At 36.7% G+C, this 18,886-nt stretch carries 16 protein-coding genes; 10 read left to right on the top strand and 6 right to left on the bottom strand.

Annotated features, from left to right (window positions below):
* The first annotated feature begins 503 nt into the window (after positions 1 to 503).
* From chvE to mmsB, 3 genes are all read left to right on the top strand, one after another.
* Entirely contained in the window at positions 504 to 1,634 is a 1,131-nt protein-coding gene (chvE, locus tag BN3107_RS01750) for a multiple monosaccharide ABC transporter substrate-binding protein (RefSeq protein ID WP_058305921.1), read from the top strand.
* Positions 1,635 to 1,723: 89 nt separating this feature from the next.
* Positions 1,724 to 3,274, top strand: a complete 1,551-nt coding sequence (gene mmsA / locus BN3107_RS01745) for a multiple monosaccharide ABC transporter ATP-binding protein (RefSeq protein ID WP_058305920.1) — start codon at positions 1,724 to 1,726, stop codon at positions 3,272 to 3,274.
* Positions 3,258 to 4,418 carry a multiple monosaccharide ABC transporter permease gene (gene mmsB, locus BN3107_RS01740; protein WP_058305919.1) on the top strand — a complete coding sequence of 387 codons (1,161 nt, stop codon included), beginning with the start codon at positions 3,258 to 3,260 and terminating at the stop codon, positions 4,416 to 4,418. Before mmsA ends, mmsB begins: the two co-directional genes overlap by 17 nt.
* 631 nt (positions 4,419 to 5,049) lie before the next feature.
* On the opposite strand, the gene BN3107_RS01735 is transcribed toward mmsB, so the two are convergent.
* A complete protein-coding gene (locus BN3107_RS01735) occupies positions 5,050 to 6,639 on the bottom strand; it encodes a Vga family ABC-F type ribosomal protection protein (protein ID WP_077065025.1) in 1,590 nt (529 codons plus the stop codon).
* 532 nt (positions 6,640 to 7,171) lie between these two features.
* Between BN3107_RS01735 and BN3107_RS01730 the strand changes: the two genes are divergently transcribed.
* Together BN3107_RS01730 and BN3107_RS01725 are read left to right on the top strand one after the other, a co-directional pair.
* Positions 7,172 to 7,741 carry an RNA polymerase sigma factor gene (locus BN3107_RS01730; RefSeq protein ID WP_058305917.1) on the top strand — a complete coding sequence of 190 codons (570 nt, stop codon included), beginning with the start codon at positions 7,172 to 7,174 and terminating at the stop codon, positions 7,739 to 7,741.
* Positions 7,741 to 8,502 (top strand): DUF4367 domain-containing protein, encoded by a 762-nt coding sequence (locus BN3107_RS01725; RefSeq protein ID WP_058305916.1) that lies wholly within the window; start codon positions 7,741 to 7,743, stop codon positions 8,500 to 8,502. Before BN3107_RS01730 ends, BN3107_RS01725 begins: the two co-directional genes overlap by 1 nt.
* Positions 8,503 to 8,546: 44 nt before the next feature.
* Here BN3107_RS01725 and BN3107_RS01720 read toward each other — a convergent pair whose 3' ends face one another.
* The 5 genes from BN3107_RS01720 to BN3107_RS01700 form a co-directional block, all read right to left on the bottom strand.
* Positions 8,547 to 9,011 (bottom strand): hypothetical protein, encoded by a 465-nt coding sequence (locus tag BN3107_RS01720; RefSeq protein WP_058305915.1) that lies wholly within the window; start codon positions 9,009 to 9,011, stop codon positions 8,547 to 8,549.
* A 181-nt stretch (positions 9,012 to 9,192) separates the two neighbouring features.
* A complete protein-coding gene (locus tag BN3107_RS01715) occupies positions 9,193 to 9,723 on the bottom strand; it encodes a chromate transporter (protein ID WP_058305914.1) in 531 nt (176 codons plus the stop codon).
* On the bottom strand, positions 9,724 to 10,278 hold the full coding sequence (locus BN3107_RS01710) for a chromate transporter (RefSeq protein WP_058305913.1): 555 nt from the start codon (positions 10,276 to 10,278) through the stop codon (positions 9,724 to 9,726).
* 283 nt (positions 10,279 to 10,561) lie between these two features.
* Positions 10,562 to 10,960 (bottom strand): ion channel, encoded by a 399-nt coding sequence (locus BN3107_RS01705; RefSeq protein WP_058305912.1) that lies wholly within the window; start codon positions 10,958 to 10,960, stop codon positions 10,562 to 10,564.
* Between the two features lie 111 nt (positions 10,961 to 11,071).
* Positions 11,072 to 12,199 carry an MBL fold metallo-hydrolase gene (locus BN3107_RS01700; RefSeq protein WP_058305911.1) on the bottom strand — a complete coding sequence of 376 codons (1,128 nt, stop codon included), beginning with the start codon at positions 12,197 to 12,199 and terminating at the stop codon, positions 11,072 to 11,074.
* 150 nt (positions 12,200 to 12,349) lie between these two features.
* On the opposite strand from BN3107_RS01700, the gene yfkAB reads away from it, so the two are divergent.
* The 5 genes from yfkAB to BN3107_RS01675 all read left to right on the top strand — a co-directional run bounded on the left by yfkAB (position 12,350) and on the right by BN3107_RS01675 (position 17,964).
* Positions 12,350 to 13,483 carry a radical SAM/CxCxxxxC motif protein YfkAB gene (gene yfkAB / locus BN3107_RS01695; RefSeq protein ID WP_058305910.1) on the top strand — a complete coding sequence of 378 codons (1,134 nt, stop codon included), beginning with the start codon at positions 12,350 to 12,352 and terminating at the stop codon, positions 13,481 to 13,483.
* 144 nt (positions 13,484 to 13,627) lie between these two features.
* Positions 13,628 to 14,680 (top strand): fatty acid desaturase, encoded by a 1,053-nt coding sequence (locus BN3107_RS01690; RefSeq protein WP_058305909.1) that lies wholly within the window; start codon positions 13,628 to 13,630, stop codon positions 14,678 to 14,680.
* Positions 14,681 to 14,758: 78 nt separating this feature from the next.
* Positions 14,759 to 15,892 (top strand): sensor histidine kinase, encoded by a 1,134-nt coding sequence (locus BN3107_RS01685; RefSeq protein WP_058305908.1) that lies wholly within the window; start codon positions 14,759 to 14,761, stop codon positions 15,890 to 15,892.
* Positions 15,889 to 16,488 carry a response regulator transcription factor gene (locus tag BN3107_RS01680; protein WP_058305907.1) on the top strand — a complete coding sequence of 200 codons (600 nt, stop codon included), beginning with the start codon at positions 15,889 to 15,891 and terminating at the stop codon, positions 16,486 to 16,488. The genes BN3107_RS01685 and BN3107_RS01680 overlap by 4 nt, the downstream gene beginning before the upstream one ends.
* A 360-nt stretch (positions 16,489 to 16,848) precedes the next feature.
* Positions 16,849 to 17,964 carry an IS110 family RNA-guided transposase gene (locus BN3107_RS01675; RefSeq protein WP_058305906.1) on the top strand — a complete coding sequence of 372 codons (1,116 nt, stop codon included), beginning with the start codon at positions 16,849 to 16,851 and terminating at the stop codon, positions 17,962 to 17,964.
* The last annotated feature ends 922 nt before the right edge of the window (positions 17,965 to 18,886 follow it).

The following is an 18,886-nucleotide window of genomic DNA, read 5'->3' as shown; positions in this document are numbered from 1 at the left end:
TCAGGTAAAACATTCCCACAGGAGTGAAAGTGGGCGGCCTGCGCTATAAAAATGTTCTACAACTGTTGTGACAGTTATCAATTTGAGCTTCCGATACCTATTTCCATTTAAATGATGAGATAGAAGTCGTAATTAAAACTCTGGCATAACTTTATCGAGCGCAGGCGTCCACTTCGACTCCTAGGGGATCAGCGTGATCTGAAGATCCACTTTTGTAAAGTGAACTTCTTTACAAAAGTTAGCTGAAGACGCGCCCCCTGGAAAGCGAAGTGGGCAAGCCGGAGCGGTTGTTACGCATTTACTTTCATTCGAAATTACCACATTTGGTACTGCGCAGTTGAGTTAAATGCGAATTAATAGATCAATATTACAACAAAATTACATTTAGATTAAAATTTTATAAAAACAGTTTAATTTTATGTAAAGCCTTACATTGGGAATGGTGGTAAAGTATTAAACAAGCAAGAGATTAAAAACACTAAAGGTTGAAAGGGGTTACACAAATGAAGAAATTTAGTTTATTGGCACTATTATTTGGTCTTATTTTATTTTTAGCTGCCTGTGGTGGAGATGATAGTGCAGAAGGTGGTACTGATGATGGAGGATCTTCTGATAACGGAGGAGAAGAAGCATCAGAATCTGAAGGTGGTCTAATCGGTGTTGCAATGCCGACAAAATCGTCTCAGCGTTGGGTAGATGATGGGAACAACATGGTAGAGCAATTAGAAGCATTAGGTTATGAAACAGATTTACAGTATGCGGAAGATGATGTAGACAAACAAATCGAGCAAATTGAAAACATGATCGTAAAAGGTGCAGACGCATTAGTAATTGCATCCATTGATGGAACCGCTTTAACAAATGTATTACAAAAAGCAAATGACCAAGGTATTCAAGTAGTATCTTATGACCGTTTAATTATGGAAAGTGAACATGTAACGTACTATGCAACATTCGATAATTTCCAAGTAGGTGTACTTCAAGCATCTTATATTGAAGAAGCACTAGATTTACCAAATCAAGAAGGACCATTTAACATCGAATTATTCGGTGGGTCACCAGATGATAACAACGCGTATTTCTTCTGGGATGGTGCGATGAGTGTTCTTCAAGATTATATTGATGAAGGTAAATTAGTGATTCAAAGTGAGCAAACAGAATTTGAACAAGCGGCAACAATGCGTTGGGATGGTAACACTGCGAAATCTCGTATGGAAAACATTCTAAGTAGTTCATACTCAGGTGGAGAAACGGTAGATGCAGTACTATCACCATATGATGGTATTAGCCGTGGTGTTATTCAAGCATTGAAAGGTGTAGGTTATGGTTCTGGTGATCTGGAACTTCCTGTAATCACTGGTCAAGATGCCGAATTAGCATCGATTAAATCAATTATTGCTGGTGAGCAGTCACAAACTGTATTTAAAGATACTCGTGACCTTGCAGCAGTAGCAATTGATATGACAGAGGCAATTTTAAAAGGTGAAGAAGCAGAAGTGAATGATACAGAAACATACGATAACAACGTAAAGGTTGTTCCTACTTATCTAGTAGAACCTGTATCAGTTGATATCGATAACTATCAAGAAGTTGTAATGGACAGTGGTTACTATTCTGAAGATGAACTAGAATAAGTTCCACAAATTATATGGAAAGAGAATTTAGTGGTGGTTTCGATCACCACTAAATTCATTCCTATTAGATTTTGAAGGTGGTGAAGCTAATGTCTGATAATATATTAGAAATGCGCAATATTACGAAGACATTTCCAGGTGTAAAGGCCTTGGATAATGTGAATTTACAAGTGGAAAAAGGCGAAATTCATGCATTAGTAGGTGAAAACGGAGCAGGAAAATCAACACTTATGAAAGTGCTAAGTGGTGTATACCCACATGGTACTTATGATGGATCTATTTATTTTGAAGGGCAAGAATGTCATTTCAGAGATATTAAACAAAGTGAGAATCTGGGCATTGTTATTATTCATCAAGAATTAGCATTAAGTCCATTCTTATCTATCGCTGAAAATATATTTCTCGGTAACGAGCGACAATCACGAAAAGTGATGAAATGGCAAGAAACATTTTCCGAATCAAAGAAACTATTGGAAAGAGTGGGTTTGAAGGATTCACCTGAAACACCTGTAATGGATATTGGGGTAGGGAAGCAACAACTAGTTGAGATAGCAAAAGCACTATCTAAGAATGTTAAGCTTCTAATTTTAGATGAACCAACAGCAGCATTAAATGAAACAGATAGTGAGAATTTATTAAAGTTATTACTTGAATTAAAAGAGCAAGGTATTTCCTCTATATTAATCTCCCATAAGTTAAATGAAGTATCCTATGTTTCGGATTCTATTACTGTACTTCGTGATGGCCAAACAATTGAAACATTAGATACCAAAGAGGAAAAAGTTTCGGAAGAACGAATTATCAAAGGGATGGTAGGACGAGAGTTAACAAGCCGTTTCCCTCAAAGAACAGCAACTATAGGTGAACCAGTATTTGAAGTGAAGAACTGGAATGTCTTTCATCCACAACATCAAGATCGAAAAATATTGGATAATATCAACTTTTCAATAAAAAAAGGTGAAATTGTAGGTATTGCAGGATTAATGGGTGCTGGGCGTACAGAATTAGCGATGAGTATTTTTGGTAAATCGTATGGAAGAAGAATTAGTGGTGAGCTTTATAAAAATGGAAAACAAATTAAAGCAAATACAGTAAGTCAAGCGATCGAGCAAGGGATTGCCTATGTATCAGAAGATCGAAAAACGTATGGTTTGAATCTAATAGATGATATTAAACGAAATATAACATTATCTAATTTGAAGCGTATCTCTAAATCTAGTGTTATTGACCAAAATAAAGAAGTAGTAGAATCACAAAGTTTAAGAGAAAAATTAAATATTAAAACACCATCCTTAGAACAAGTAGCAGGTAATCTTAGTGGTGGGAATCAACAAAAAGTGGTTTTAAGTAAATGGATTTTCACAGAACCTGACATTTTAATTTTGGATGAGCCTACTAGAGGTATTGATGTTGGTGCCAAATTTGAGATTTATACGCAAATCAATGAACTAGCTGCACAAGGGTTAGCAGTATTAGTGATTTCTTCTGAGCTTCCTGAAGTATTAGGGTTATCAGATCGAATTTATGTGATGAATGAAGGAAAAATAACAGGAGAATTACAGCGTGATGAAGCAGATCAAGAAAACGTGATGCGCTATATGACCGGAACAGGGGGAACTAGTGATGCAAACGCTAATTAATTTATTTCGAAATAATATTCGCGAATATGGGATGATTATAGCACTCGTATTAATAACTGGACTATTTTTCATTTTAACAGACGGGATTAACTTTAAACCGTTAAATCTTACAAATTTAATCTTGCAAAATGGGTTTATCTTAGTATTAGCAGTTGGTATGGTGCTTGTTATCATAACAGGAAACATTGACCTTTCAGTAGGTTCGATTGTAGCATTTATTGGTGCAATTGCTGGTGTGTTAATTATTAATATGAATGTACCTGTCTGGCTAGCAGTTATTATCGCTCTCATAGCAGGTGCTTTAATCGGTGTTTGGCAAGGTTTTTGGATATCCTATGTAGGAATTCCATCGTTTATTGTTACTTTGGCAGGAATGCTTATTTTTAGAGGTTTAACTCTATGGTTATTAGATGGTCAATCGTTGGCGCCATTCCCAGAATCGTTCCAAAAAATCAGTAGTGGTTTTGTGCCAGACTTATTTGGTTCAGGGAATTTACACATTTTCACGATTGTATTATCCATTATATTATCATTAGTATTAGTTTATTTAGAGTTTAATAAAAGAAAAACTCAGATACAGTATGATTTCGAAGTGGTCCCACTATGGGTAACGGTAGCAAAACTTGCGATGCTTTTATTTGCGATTAACTGGTTTGCTTATCAGTTAGCTTTAAATAAAGGTATTCCGACTGTGTTAATTATTGTATTTGTATTGATTGTCATTTACACGTTTATTATGAAAAATACGATTATGGGTCGTCACATTTATGCAACGGGTGGTAATAAGAAAGCTGCCGATTTATCAGGTATTAAAACGAAACGAGTAGTTTTCTGGGTATTTGTTAATAATGGTGTATTAGCTGCTCTGGCAGGTTTAATGTTTGCGGCACGATTGAATTCTGCAACACCTGCTGCAGGTAACATGCTAGAACTTGATGCGATTGCTGCCGTGTTTATTGGTGGTGCATCTATGGCTGGTGGTGTTGGTACTGTAATTGGTGCGATTGTTGGTGGTCTTGTAATGGGTGTCATGAACAATGGTATGTCCCTTATCGGTATCGGTATTGACTGGCAACAAGCGATTAAAGGTATGGTATTACTAATCGCAGTTGGATTTGACGTTTATAATAAGAACAAAGGTTAAGAAAGACCGAACTAAAAGTATTTCAACAAAATCAAACCCGAACGATGACGCAATTTCTATTAGAATTTGCCATCGTTCGGGTTTTTAAAATTGCAGATAAGCAGGACAATGTGACATAACTCTGGTAGCATTTTTGAAATGGTATATTTACATGGTATTCGCTTTGGCTTGCCCACTTCCCTTTCCGTGGGGTTTTCCATTCAGCTAACTTTTCCAAGCAAAAACCGCATGGAAAAGTGGATCTTCATGGAAAACGATCCCACAGGAGTGGAAGTGGCCGCCTACGCTGAATGAAACTCTACAACTATTGCAAATGCTAGTATTTTGGTTTGTTACAGATAGGAACATATTTTGTTAATTATGATAAGTGATCTAAAGACAAATTCATAGGCGACATGGAATAACGCCAATATGATTTTTCTTACTTTAGTTGTAAGGCATTAAAAAGCGCAGGCGTCCGTTTCCACTCCTGCGGGAAGTTTTTATCCGAAGATCCACTTTTTAAGCGAACTTTGCTTAAAAAGTTAGCTGAGGAGAAAAACCCGCGGAAAGGGAAGCGGACAAGCCGGAGCGAGTGTCACGCAGTCATAATATCTCATAATTACCACTACAATAGTGTCGCATTGTCCTGCTATTGTTCATTACTCCGATTGGTTAGACGCTGTTTTTTCTTTAATAAATCTTGAAATTCATTTTCTAATTGTTCAGAAGGCTCTATACTTAACCGTCCTAGCACTTCTGTTATTTTTGTTTCAATAGCTAATAATTGATCCTTAGTATCGTCTTGCTCAGTCGGTACTTTGCTTTTCTCTATATATTCTTGATAACCGCCATCAAACGAAATTACCTCTTTTTCTTTAATCTCCACTATTTTTGTAGCGACCTTTTCTACAAAGCGACGGTCATGGGAAACAAAGATAACCGTACCTTCGTATTCGATTAAAAGTTGTTCTAATGCCTCAGTTGCTTCAATGTCCAGAAAATTAGTTGGTTCATCTAATACTAAGGTATTACTATTACTTAAAAATAGTTTCGCTAATGTTACCTTCACTTTCTCTCCGCCGCTTAAAACTTCTACTTTTTTATGGACATCATCTCTGTAAAAATGGAGTCTTGCTAACACAGTTCGAATTAATGTTTCATCATGCAAGGAATCTTCCAGTATATTCTCCACAATACTTGTTCCATTATTTAAAATCGATAAGTCTTGTTTGAAGTAGGCGATTTGACAAGCAGGGGAGAGGTGTACTCCGCTGGATCGATCTAGTAATTTCCGAATTAATGTTGTTTTGCCACTTCCGTTATTCCCTATTATAGCTACTTTTTCTCCGCCTTTCACCTGAAAGTTAGCCTTTTCCCATAACTCATTATTCCCAATTCGTCCACCAAGGTTTTCAATTCTAATGACTGTTCTGCCAAAGATTTTTTCTTGTTGTGGTAAACTCATTTTTAAAGCTTTCTCTTCATATGGCTTATCTACTTTCTCTAGCTTTTCCAATCTTGTTTCAATCGATTTTGAAGTTTGTTGTAATTTCTTTTGTTTTTTTGCGAAGTATGGCTTGGCACCAGTAATACTTGCCTCAGATTGACTCACTCCTTTGGGTTTTTTAGTAGCACGAGCTGCTTTTTCATCCTTTAGACGGAGCGCTCGTTCTAATTGTTGTTTCTTATTTTGATATTTTTCGTATTCCGTTTGTTGATGTAAGAGTTCACGCTTCTTATGTTCCTGATATTGCTTGTAATTCCCTTTGTATGCCGTGATTCGTTGCTGATCCAACTCCCATATCTTATTACAAACCGTATCCAGAAATGCTCGGTCATGAGATACCACTACAAAAGCACCTTGCCAATGCTTGAATGTTTTTTCTACCCACTGAATATGCTGTTTATCCAAGTGTGTAGTTGGCTCATCTGCCAAAAGAAGCTCAGGCTGTAGACTGAAGGCTTGTTGGATATAGGTTTGTGTAATCTCACCGCCACTTTTGTTACCAATTGGTTGTTTGATTTGCGGCAGTAAATCGATAGTAGTAAAGACGTTAATTTCGCCTTTTTCAAACATTTCATAATTTAAGATTGCCTGCAACAAGGTTGTCTTCCCAGTGCCGTTCTTCCCAATTAATCCAATCCGATCTCCCTTATGGATTTCCAAGTGATCAATTTCTACTAATGTTCTAGCTGCAACGGCTAAATGAACATTATTTATTTCTAATAACATATGCATCTCTCCTAGTTATGAGGAGACTAAAAAAAGCCTCCTATATTCATTACAGAATAGGAGGCTACCGGATAAAGGTGAAAAAACGTACACAAAAGAAGCTTGAGCACTAATTCTCCCTACATAAAGTACCAATCCTATTCTGTATATTTTCGAAAAAGACACACACTACCCTTGGGTGCATGTGAAACGTCTTATGAAAATATAGCTTGAGAAATAGGATTATAACTTCATTGTAATAGGGTCACCCTTTCATTAATTTGAGTATAAGTTTATATAAAATTCTTGATTAAGTCAATCGTAATCGTTTTCTATCAAGAAAATATTTTTTATAAATCTGATCAATACTTTTTTCATTAGCTCCTCCTTTTCTTTCTCACTATATCACGCTTGAAACAAGTAAAAGTTACAAAAAATTCGCAACAATTTTAATAAAGGTGCCTTACTACTATTCATTTTGAAAATATTTCTAAAATTATTTATTTACATAGGAAAAATGTTATAATTTGTATGACTGATATAAGAAGGTGCGGATAATATGTTTAAAAAGTTTTTCAAAAAAACGGAACCAACTGAAGAAGAATTCCGTCTAGTATATGACATGTTTTATTCAAGGGTATATCGTGATGTTTATTTCATTACAAAAGACACTCATTTAGCACAAGACGCATTACAAGAGACTTTTGTAAAAGCTTATAAACACATGCATAATTTGGAGGATAAGGGCAGGATGGGGGCTTGGCTCTCTACGATTGCGACAAGAACTGCCATAGATATTCTTAGAAAACGAAAAGGATCAAATGAATTTTTAACAGATGATATTACGGTACAAGAACGACATGCACAAGTAAAAGATCCGGATGTCTCTTTTTTGGTAGAATCCAAATTTGTAAAAGAAGAAATTATCGAAGTATTACATGAAATGAAAGTGGAGTACCGAGAAGTATTGTTATTACGCTATATACATGAATTGTCGATAAAAGAAATCGCAGTTAATTTGGACTTAACAGAAGGAACTGTAAAAACAAGACTTCATCGTGCTCGCAACGCCATGAAGCAGAAAGTGGAAAATGACCCTGAAAGACAATGGATTGGTGGTGAAAAATAATGACGAATAAATTAAATAAGTGGGAGAATTGGCTAAAGGAAGATTACCAATCCCCCGACCCAGCACCCCTTTCGAAAGAAGAGAACTGGAAAAAAATAAAAATCGAACTATCAAAAACAAATAGTAGACAAAAACGTTTACTCCCCAAAAAGAGTTTATTGGCAGTGGCGGTGTTTGCAATTGTTATATTAGGATCAGTATTCGCGACTTCCAATCAAATTCAAGCGTTTGACTGGTTTGTTAATATGTTTGTAACGACAGATGGCGATACGACACAAATAAGCCAAACTACTATAGAGGGGCAGGGTTCTTCGTCAGATGACCTTCCCGATTTTGATAAAATTACAACAGAAGATGTTGAAATAGAAAGAACGGAAGTGACGTTTGAGGACGCACAAAGAAAGACAAACTTCAACATCTCCAAACCTGCTTACACTCCAGGTAGTTACCAGTTGCAATATGTGGAAGTAATTAGTGAGAATTCTGAAAGTAACCAAGTTCAGCTTCATTATTCGGATGATCAGAATGAAACCTTTACGTTAACTCAAACCTATCAGCCGAATGATTTCGCTAGTGCAAAAGTGGTCGATAATGACGATACTAATGTAAAAATAGTTGATTTAGATGGGGGAGAAGCACGTTTTATAGAATTTAAAGATGCAAGTAAACAACTGATTTGGAGTACGCCACAGTTGAATTGGTTGTTAGAAGGTAAAGCTTCTGAAGAAGAGATAATAAAGATAGCAGAATCAATCGAATAAAGAAGGGCGTTCCTATCTACAAAGGAACGCTCTTCTTCTATTTTTTAGTATTTAATTCGCCCTGTAATTGCAGTTAATTGTTCTATAATTCCATATTGTGATGTCGTATGAAGTGTTCTTATACGATATTCATATCCAGTCTGAATAGCGAAATTAGTACTACCACTTACATAAGAAGAATAATAATTGACAAACCTTTTACTTTGGCCAGTATTCGTCCATTGTCCTGTGGATTTATTTTTTACTTGGAGATTGATGTTACAGGATATTTGTTGTACAGACGAATAACTAGATGTATTACAGCTACTTCCGACTGTTCGAGAATTGACTCTTCGTATAGAAGCGTTACCTTCTTTAATATAATTCGTTGATTGTGCTTGGATGAGATCTTCTTTAATTTCTGGCTTAACTGTTATCTCCCGTTCACTTGCACTAATATCAGAGGTGTAAAAAAATAATCCTATGAGAGCTAAAAAAGTAATCATTACATATTTTTGTGCCTTTTTCATTCCACAACCCATCCTTTCCTTTTATTTTCAATTTATAGACGGAATGGTGTTCAGAAAGGTTACGAGAAACGAAAAGTGGCTATGCTCGTTGGAAGATATAGTCTCACACAACTTTGTGAATTATGTATGAATTTTGGGAAGTGTTCGTTGTTCCTTAGTAAATGAATTTAATTATTTGAGTTTAGGCTAGAAAAATCGCTCCGTACCCAAGGGCTCCAAGTATAACAAAGGCTGGATGAATTTTAAGTTTCACTAAAAAGAGCCAGCTGAGTCCAATTAGTAGTAACGTCTGAATGGTACCTTCGTTTTCATACGATTGGAAAAAGAATTGAAAGGTTAAAACCCCTAGCAGCACGGCTATAGTTGGTCGAATGAACATCGTCATTTTTTTTACTTTGGGTGAATTTTTAAATTTGTATAGTATACTTAAAAGGATGATCATTAATAGTAAAGAAGGGGCCACTGTTGCAAAAATTCCGACCCCTGCACCTAAAACACCTGCTTGCTCATAGCCGATATAACCAGCCATCTTGGTTGCAATCGGTCCCGGTAAGGCATTTCCTATTGCAAGGACTTCTCCAAATTGTGAAAGGCTTAACCATTCATATCGATTTACTACTTCATTTTGTACGAGAGGAATACTCGCAGGTCCCCCTCCATAGCCAACAATTCCAGGAATAAAAAAAGCGAGAAATATTTCCCAATATATCATCTACACCTGCTCCTTTTCTTCTTGTTTTGATGTCGTCGTAAAGGCGATCACTAGTAAAATAAAAATGACAATAGCGGGATGAATATTTAATAACTCAAGTAAAATGAGACTGGAGACAAGTAATATCACATTAAACTTCCATCCTAAGTCTTTTTTTCCTTTTACGACAAAATCCCATGTAAGTATGGCAAGCATCACACCAACTACAGGAACGATAGCATGTGTCATTCCGTTAACCCAAGATAGTTCACTAAAATTACTCAACGATACTAATAATACAATCATGGCAATAATTGACGGTATTATTGTTGAAAGTACAGCGTTAACCACTCCTAACCATCCTGCTACACGATAACCAATGTATCCAGCCATTTTTGTTGCGATTGGCCCTGGGAGTGTGTTTCCGATTGCGAGTATGTCTGAAAACTCATTGTTATCCAACCATTCATAGTGGTCTACTACTTCTTTGTGCACCAGTGGTATTGATGAAGGACCGCCGCCGTATCCTAGTATTCCTACTTTAAGAAAAGCCCAAAAGATCTGAAAATGCTTCATAAAAGTTTTATCTCCTTTTATCATGGTTAATCGTCCGAAATACCTTAAAAAAGATTCGAGTTATAACAAAGGAGCAAAATAGAGGTAAACGGACGCTAACTTCCTGAGACGTTTTGCTGAGGGTAGTGAGAGTAATAACTCCGACGGATTCTCTGGAAGTGAATACGGTGTTATATTAACATAGAAAGTTTATTTGGTCTGAAAGAATCGATGTGAGATTGTTAGTGGCATACAGTGGCCATTGAAATATTATTAAGAATTCACCTATCTAATACGGATTTTTCTACTCATCTTTAGAATGGTCTAATGCTTTCATAAAGTATGCTGTAGGTAATAAAATACCGATGGCTGCCTGAATAAGAGCGAAAAATCTTGCTGCATTAATAGGAAGCATGTCCCCGTAACCTACAGAAAGCATGGTAACACCACTAAAGTATAATAGGTTGCCAAAACTATGTTTAATTGGAGTATTATCAGATAGACTTTGCACAACAACGGTTTCTTGAAACGATAACGCATAATATAAAATTCCAAAACCAAAAGTGACACCTAAAAGTACAAAAAACAGCTTCATAAATAGTGCGGTACTGAAATAACTTTTCTTATATGTTTTGTTACGAAAAAAGTAAATCAAATTTGCAACAATAAAAATAATTGCAATGAATACTAAAGCATTTGACATAAATAGATTCCTCCCTTATCTACTACATTCACCAAAATGAAATAGATAAAACTATACGGAATAAATCTATACAAAAGATGACAGCGGGGATGCTGTCACTTTAGGTGGTTATTAGGATATAGCACATCGATTTGGACCGATTTCCATTTCTCGTTGTTCTTCTGCATCAGGCGCTTGTTTACCCATGTTTGTTTCACGTATTTTTTGATGTGAATTCGGTTGAGGTGGTAAGTTTTCTGTCACCATTTTTCGAAACTTGTCCTGATTTTGCACATTTAAACCAACATTTTCTTGATATAGTGTACGCAGTTTTTTGCTAATCGTTCCATTTGAATTCATTTCATTATTTGAGGCGTAATGCGCAGGTAAAACCACTAACTCTTGATCTAACTTCGTATATGTTTCATAAAGTGTGTCATGTAAATCTTGAACCCAATCGTCTGCTTTACCAGCTAAGTCAGGTCTTCCGATCGATTGAATAAACAGAATATCTCCCGTAAGTAAATACCCATTATTTACAATTAATGAAGTAGATCCAATCGTATGACCTGGAGAATATATGGCTTTCACTTCAATTTTTGCAGCACCTACATACAATGTTGTGCCTTCTTCTAGTTGATGATAATCAAACGTAACTTCTGTAGCATCTTTTGGTGGTAGGTAATAACTAGCATTTGTTTCCTCGGCTAGTTTTCGTCCACCGGAAATATGGTCTGCATGTAAATGAGTGTCCAAGGTATAACGGATTTTTGCCCCTTTATCCTCAGCAAATTCTTTGAAGGTATCAATCATTCTTGTAGCATCAATTACGGCGGCCTCGCCATTTGAAATTACCATATAGGATAGACAACCTTTACCAAGACGAATAAACTGATAAATTGCACCACCTTCAATGTCTGCAACTTTAACCGGTTCTAAATGTTCACTCCAAGCTCTCATACCTCCTTCTAACGGATATACATTATTAAGTCCTGCTTTTTCTAACATATCAGCAGTTTTTTGTGCAGAAATGCCTTTTGCGCAAGCTACGATAATATCTTTATCATTCGGGAGTTCTTTTGCTAAGGGTTCTACATCCTCTTTAATTTCAGAAAAAGGGACATTCTTATACTCAAAAGCTTCCCCTTCAATTTTCCATTCCTCAAAGTCGCTCTCATTGCGTACATCTAGTAAATACATGGATTCTTTGTCTATGACTTTTTGAGCAATATCGCTTGTCGTTACTTGAACTTTACTCATATAATACCGCCTCCTAATTTCAATATTCTCTAATAGTTATCATACCCCAAAAGGTATAAAATAAACTTAGATCTGTCTACCTTAGCGAAATTTAAACAGATGTTTGATACAATGGGTAAAGATTCGTGCAAAGAAAGGAAGTATATCAACATGCCGTTTGTTGAAAAAGCTAAACGACCGATTACACCTGATTTTGATCCATGGGAAGCCTATATGGATGTGGAACAATTTGGTGAAATGACGTTAACCAATATAGAATTTACGACAACACATTTATGTAATATGAGGTGCGCGCATTGTGCAGTAGGTTATACTTTGCGTGATAAAGATCCTGATGCACTACCTTTTGAACTTCTGAAAAAACGATTGGACGAAATCCCGCATTTACATACTTTGAGTATAACTGGTGGAGAACCGATGATGTCAAAAAAATCGGTTCGTGACTATGTTATACCACTTCTTCGTTATGCCCACAACAGGGGTGTCCGAACACAAATTAATTCAAATTTGACCTTGCCATATTCTCGTTATGAAGCAATTATTCCCTATTTAGATGTATTACATATCTCTCATAACTGGGGAACAGAAGAGGAATTTGCGACTACTGGTTTTGCAAACATGGATAGGAAACCGAATGAGGTAAATCGCAAGAAATATTTTGAACGCATGGTAGACAATTCACAGAGGCTATCTGCTGAGGGTGTGATGGTCTCGGCCGAAACGATGCTAAACAAGAGAACATTCCCTTATTTGGAGAAAATACATGATCATGTACTTGAAATGGGCTGTGTCCGTCATGAAATCCACCCAATGTATCCAGTTGACTTTGCTAGTGATTTACAAACACTTTCCTTAGCTGAAATGCAAGAAGGTATTGAAAGGTTATTGGATTACCGTGATTCGTCGATATGGATGTTATTTGGGACCTTACCCTTTTATCCGTGTAATAAGAGTGAGAAGGAGCTCGCTTTACTTAAGCGTTTATACAAAGAGAAAAATGTTACAGTAAGAAATGATCCAGATGGCAGGTCAAGACTTAACGTCAACATTTTTTCAGGAGAAGTTATTGTTACGGATTTTGGTGATGAAGAAGAGCCATCACTTGGTAATATTCAAAATACTTCATTGCTAACATCGTATAAAAGGTGGATGGAATCCAAAACGGCAAAATCCTTAAACTGTCATTGTCCTGCAGTAAAATGTCTGGGACCAAACATTTTAGTAAAAAATACGTACTATCAAGACATCGACTTTACCAAGAGATCTGCAAACATCGTGAGGTAAAACACTATTGTTTCGTATTTAATGGAAAATATAACCTCCAAACATGACAAATGTCATCTAAAAGTCCTGACAATTGTGCCTTATAAAATTCGTGAAAATGGCGTAAACTTTCAAGTATAGAAAGCTTCGAAAGTAGGGATGAAGATGAGCAAACAAAAACAAGCTCAATTACGAAAAGATGTAATGCCTTATGCAACATCACAAACAAAAAAGAGTATTATTCAATTAATAAATACGATTCCACCATTTTTCATTCTGTGGTTTTTTGCTTATCAAAGTTTATCGATATCCATATGGTTAAGTCTTGCTTTTTCCGTTATAGCAGCAGGCTTCATGGTTAGAACATTTATCATATTTCATGACTGTGCCCATCAATCTTTCTTTAAAAATAAAAAATTAAATCGTGTAATTGGAACTGTGACAGGGGTCTTAACCCACTTCGCCTTTGAAAAATGGAAGAGAGAACATTCGATTCATCATGCAACGAGTGGTAATTTAGATCAACGTGGTACAGGTGATATTTGGATCATGACGGTTAAAGAATATGAAGAAGCTAGTAAATGGCAAAGGTTACAATATCGACTTTATCGAAACCCAATCGTTATGTTCGGTTTAGGGCCATTTTCATTATTCTTGTATGAAAACCGGGTGAATCGTAAAGATGCTCGAAAGAAAGAGCGCTGGAATACGTATTTAATCAACATAATGCTCGTTATTGTTTATACCGTATTAGTATTAACGTTAGGTTGGCAAGCGATTCTTTTAGTGCAGTTGCCGATCGCCTATATTGCAGGTGCCTTAGGAATCTGGTTGTTTTACGTACAACATCAGTTTGAGGATTCGTATTTTGAAAATGAATCGGAATGGGATTATGTCAAGGCTGCTGTTGATGGTAGTTCATATTATAAACTCCCAAGATGGTTAGAGTGGATGACAGGTAATATCGGTTACCACCATGTCCACCACTTAGCGCCAAGAGTTCCGAATTATTCTTTGGAAAAGGCTCACCAGGAAACACCGCCACTCCAAAAAGCAACAACGATTACATTAAAGACAAGTTTGGAATCGATTCGTTTCCGCTTGTATGATGAAGAACAGAAAACGTTTATCAGTTTTAAACAAATGAAGAAAAAGCTTAAAACGAAAACAAAAATCTCGATACCAACAGCGAAGCCATCGCAAACCATTCGCTCTTAAAATGGCTATCCCCTGTCCCAATTGGATGGGGGTTTTTAACGTTTTTTGGTATAATGAGAATGGAAGGTTGTGGTAGAAGTGCAACATTGGTATCATATTTTCCCTAAAAATACTGGGCTTAGTTTATATATTTGGATTATTTTTTGTGTGTTACCATTTTATTTTATTTTCCGGTCAACTGCTATCTTAGAAATAGGCTTTGGAATTGCCGCGACTCTATTGTTTTTTGGTGTATATTGGATGTCATTTACTTCCCGTGGGCCATTAGTCTATATCGGTATAAGTATTGAGTTTGCCATCAATATCGTGATGTCCATTTTATTTGGATATGTTTATTTTGCACTTTTTACTGCATTTTTTATTGGTAATATCAAAAGAAAAGCTGGTTTCATCACTATGTATGTTATTCATCTAGTGACGACAATTGGGGCCATTACGGCAGGTTTTTTCTTGAATTATTCCTTGTTTTTAAGTCAAATTCCTTTTCTAATTATGACAATATTAGGGGTTATCTTAATTCCGATCAATCGTTATAATCGTTTTAAACAAGAGAAATTGGAAGGACAATTAGAAGATGCTAATCAAAGAATTGCGCAATTAGCGATTATTGAAGAGCGTCATCGTATTGCCAGAGATTTGCATGATACTTTAGGACAGAAATTATCAATGATTGGCTTAAAGAGTGAACTATCTTCTAAACTGATCGAAAAAGATAGAGAAGCAGCAATTAAAGAATTACAGGATGTTCAGCAAACGGCAAGGCAAGCTTTAAAAGAAGTTCGCGAAATGGTCTCAGATATGCGGACCGTTCGATTAGTTGATGAAATCGAACATGTGAAGCAATTGTTACAAGCAGCAAATATAGAAGTCAAGATGGAAATGGAAGCAGATTGCGAGCATATTCCGCTATTTTTAGAAAATGTGCTAAGTATGTGTTTGAAAGAAGCCGTGACCAATGTGGTAAAACATAGTCAGGCAACAAGGTGTCAGATAAAAATTAGTGAAACCAATAAAGACATTCAATTATTTGTTAAAGATGATGGCGTAGGGGACTTGGAAGATATAAATAATGGCAATGGATTAAAAGGAATGAAGGAAAGGTTAGAGTTTGCAAATGGTACGTTAGAGGTTAATAGTGACAAGCAGGGATTTACTATTTTTATTACCGTGCCAAAAGTATTAATGCAAATTGAAGAGGAGGGAAAGTTGTGATCCGAATTGTGTTAGCTGAAGATCAACAATTACTCTTAGGTGCATTAGGTGCACTGCTTGATATGGAAGAAGATATGGAAATAGTCGGAAGGGCAAGCAACGGAGAAGAAGTCATAACCTTAGTGGAAAAGGAAAATCCGGATGTTTGTTTAATGGACATTGAAATGCCAGTGCAGACAGGATTGGATGCAGCTGAAATTTTAAGAAATCATCCTTGTAAAGTGATTATCTTAACTACATTTGCCAGACCAGGTTATTTTGAACGAGCAAGAAAAGCGGCAGTAGGTGGATACTTATTAAAGGACAGTCCGAGTGACGATTTAGCACAATCTATTCGACAAATTATGAGAGGAAAACGAATTTATTCACCAGAATTAGTGGATCTAGCTTTTTCTGAACAGAATCCGCTAACGCAAAGAGAAATAGAGGTAATGAAACTTCTAATAGAAGGAAAAACGACCAAGGCTATTGCAAAAGAGCTATTTTTAACAAATGGAACAGTCCGTAATTATATATCTGTTATTTTGGATAAATTAGAGGTAGATAACCGTATGGAAGCGATAGCAAAAGTAAACGAAAAAGGTTGGTTAAAATGAGATTGGGATAAAAGAATTTAATAATGAATCAAATCCAAACGATTAGAGCTTTGATCGCTTGGATTTTTGCGCGTATAAGGAAAATGCTGCGCAATAACTGATGCGCTAATTTTGAAATGAGTAGAGTGTTAGCATAACGCTCCGGCCGATTACTTCGCTTTCCGCGGGGACGGCTTCAGCTAATTTTTCAAAATGAAATAAATTTCATTTTGAAAAATGGATCTTCAGCTCGCCCTGTTCCCGCAGGAGTTATAATGAACGAAACTAGCCCCTAATCGTAATAACGTAGGTTAACTTGGGTATAGAGTAGTAAAGAACAAAATCCCAAATCAGAGCTATAATACGAAAGGAGCTAGTAACATGAATTATAACACAAAATATGTAGGGTTAGACGTATCAAAGGAGAAAATTGCAGTGGCCGTTGCGGATGAAGGACGTTCTAAACCAAGATATATAGGGATGATAAATTACACAGTAGAAGCGATTCGAAAATTAATAAAAAGATTAGGAGCACCTGAACAATTAGAAATGTGCTATGAGGCTGGACCAACTGGATATGGTCTTTATCGCCTTCTCAAAAGCATGGATATTAAATGTGAGGTGATCGCACCATCTTTAATACCACAGAAACCTGGTAGTCGTATCAAAACAGATAAACGAGATGCGGAAAATCTTGCAACTCTTTACCGTGCGGGAGAATTAACACCGATCTTTGTCCCTACGGAAGATGATGAAGCATTACGTGATTTAGTTCGAGCACGGGAAGATGTGAAGGAAGATGAATTAAGAGCAAAGCATCGTCTCACTAAATTTCTTCTAAGGAATGAAATCAGACCACCAATGGGCATGAAAAAATGGACTGTGAAGTATTGGGAATGGCTGCGCCAATTGAAATTTCCTCGATCTGCATCTAGGGTGGTCTTTCAGGAGTATGTACACCAACTCGAAGAATATCAACAACGTTTGGGGATATTAGGTGAAGAGATAAAAGAACAAGCTGAAAATGGTGTTCACGCCCCATTAATTCAAAAACTCATGACCTTGCGAGGTATTGCTGTCATAACCGCTACTAGTGTAGTTGCAGAGGTTGGTTCATTTGAAAGATTCCTTCATCCAAGTGGCTTTATGGCCTACACAGGAGTAGTGCCAAGTGAGAGTTCTAGCGGTGACGCAAGGAGACAGGGATCCATAACAAAAACAGGAAACCGACATATTCGGAAGTTGTTAATCGAAGCTGCATGGAGTTATCGGCATAAGCCTACTGTTGGTCGAGATTTGAAAAGAAGGCAGAAAGGACAACCGCCTAATATTTTAGGGGTTTCTTGGAAAGCACAACACCGATTACACAAAAAGTATTACAGGTTGATGGGACGCGGAAAAGAAAGTGGCAAAGCCATTACAGCTGTCGCAAGAGAATTAGCAGGATTTATATGGGCGATAGCACAAGAGCCGAATGGTGAAACAGAATTGTCATAGAACCTCAAAGTATTGACAGGCAACAGGAAAAGAAAGGAAAGAAAAAGGACAGAAACATAGGGCTTGAAGGCAAAGATAAAAACCGTAAAGGATAACGCACGACGAAGACTTGTGCTAGCCATATATTGGTGAACGCACGCCAGGAGTTCGTGACAGATCCTTAGACGGAACGATAAAATGTGAGAATCCACGGATATCAGTATGCTCATCGGAGTAGAGATTTTTGCCTTCATGCCGTGTGTTTGTCTCCTTGAAATTCATACTTTAGAGGAGGCACTTCCTTCTTCTTAGCTTTGACTGAGTGTCTCCTATCGCTAATCGATCATCAAGGAAAGCACTTGACAATCGACTAGCGATAGGACGAGAGGTTGGTAAGCTAAGAGAAGGAGATCCTTTGCTTATAACTTCGCAATAAATAGTAATCATTGAAAAAAGGGCCAAAGGGGACCCTCAGCTTAAGGTTGCCCAAAAAGCGTTATAAAGAAATATTTAAATGGTGACCTTGACAGTTTCGTTCATATCAGTCTTCGCAATCGGCCTCCGCTATATGATATGTTCTACAATGTTTGTGAAAGGAAGCATTTTGATCTGTTGCTCTAATCAACGATTTTTCACATAATAGAAATAGCATAATGCTACCTCACACTAGCGTTGTAAAATATTAAAGTAGCGTAGGCGTCCGCTTCTACTCCTACGGGATGTTTTTATCCGAAGATCCACTGTGGTAAGCGACCTTTGCTTACCACAGTTAGCTGAGGAGAAAAACCCGTGGAAAGAGAAGCGGGCAAGCCGTAGCGGTTTCTAAGCACGCACATTCTGTCAAAATTACTACATCTTTTGTTGCACAGTATTCTGTTATTGCGCAACAATACATATTACGTCGTTCGTGTTTGAAGTTAAGAAAATATATATTTTCCAGTCT

The organism is Gracilibacillus massiliensis, from assembly GCF_001458115.1.
Classification (GTDB): domain Bacteria; phylum Bacillota; class Bacilli; order Bacillales; family Amphibacillaceae; genus Gracilibacillus; species Gracilibacillus massiliensis.
This window is presented reverse-complemented; position numbering and strand designations above follow the sequence as displayed.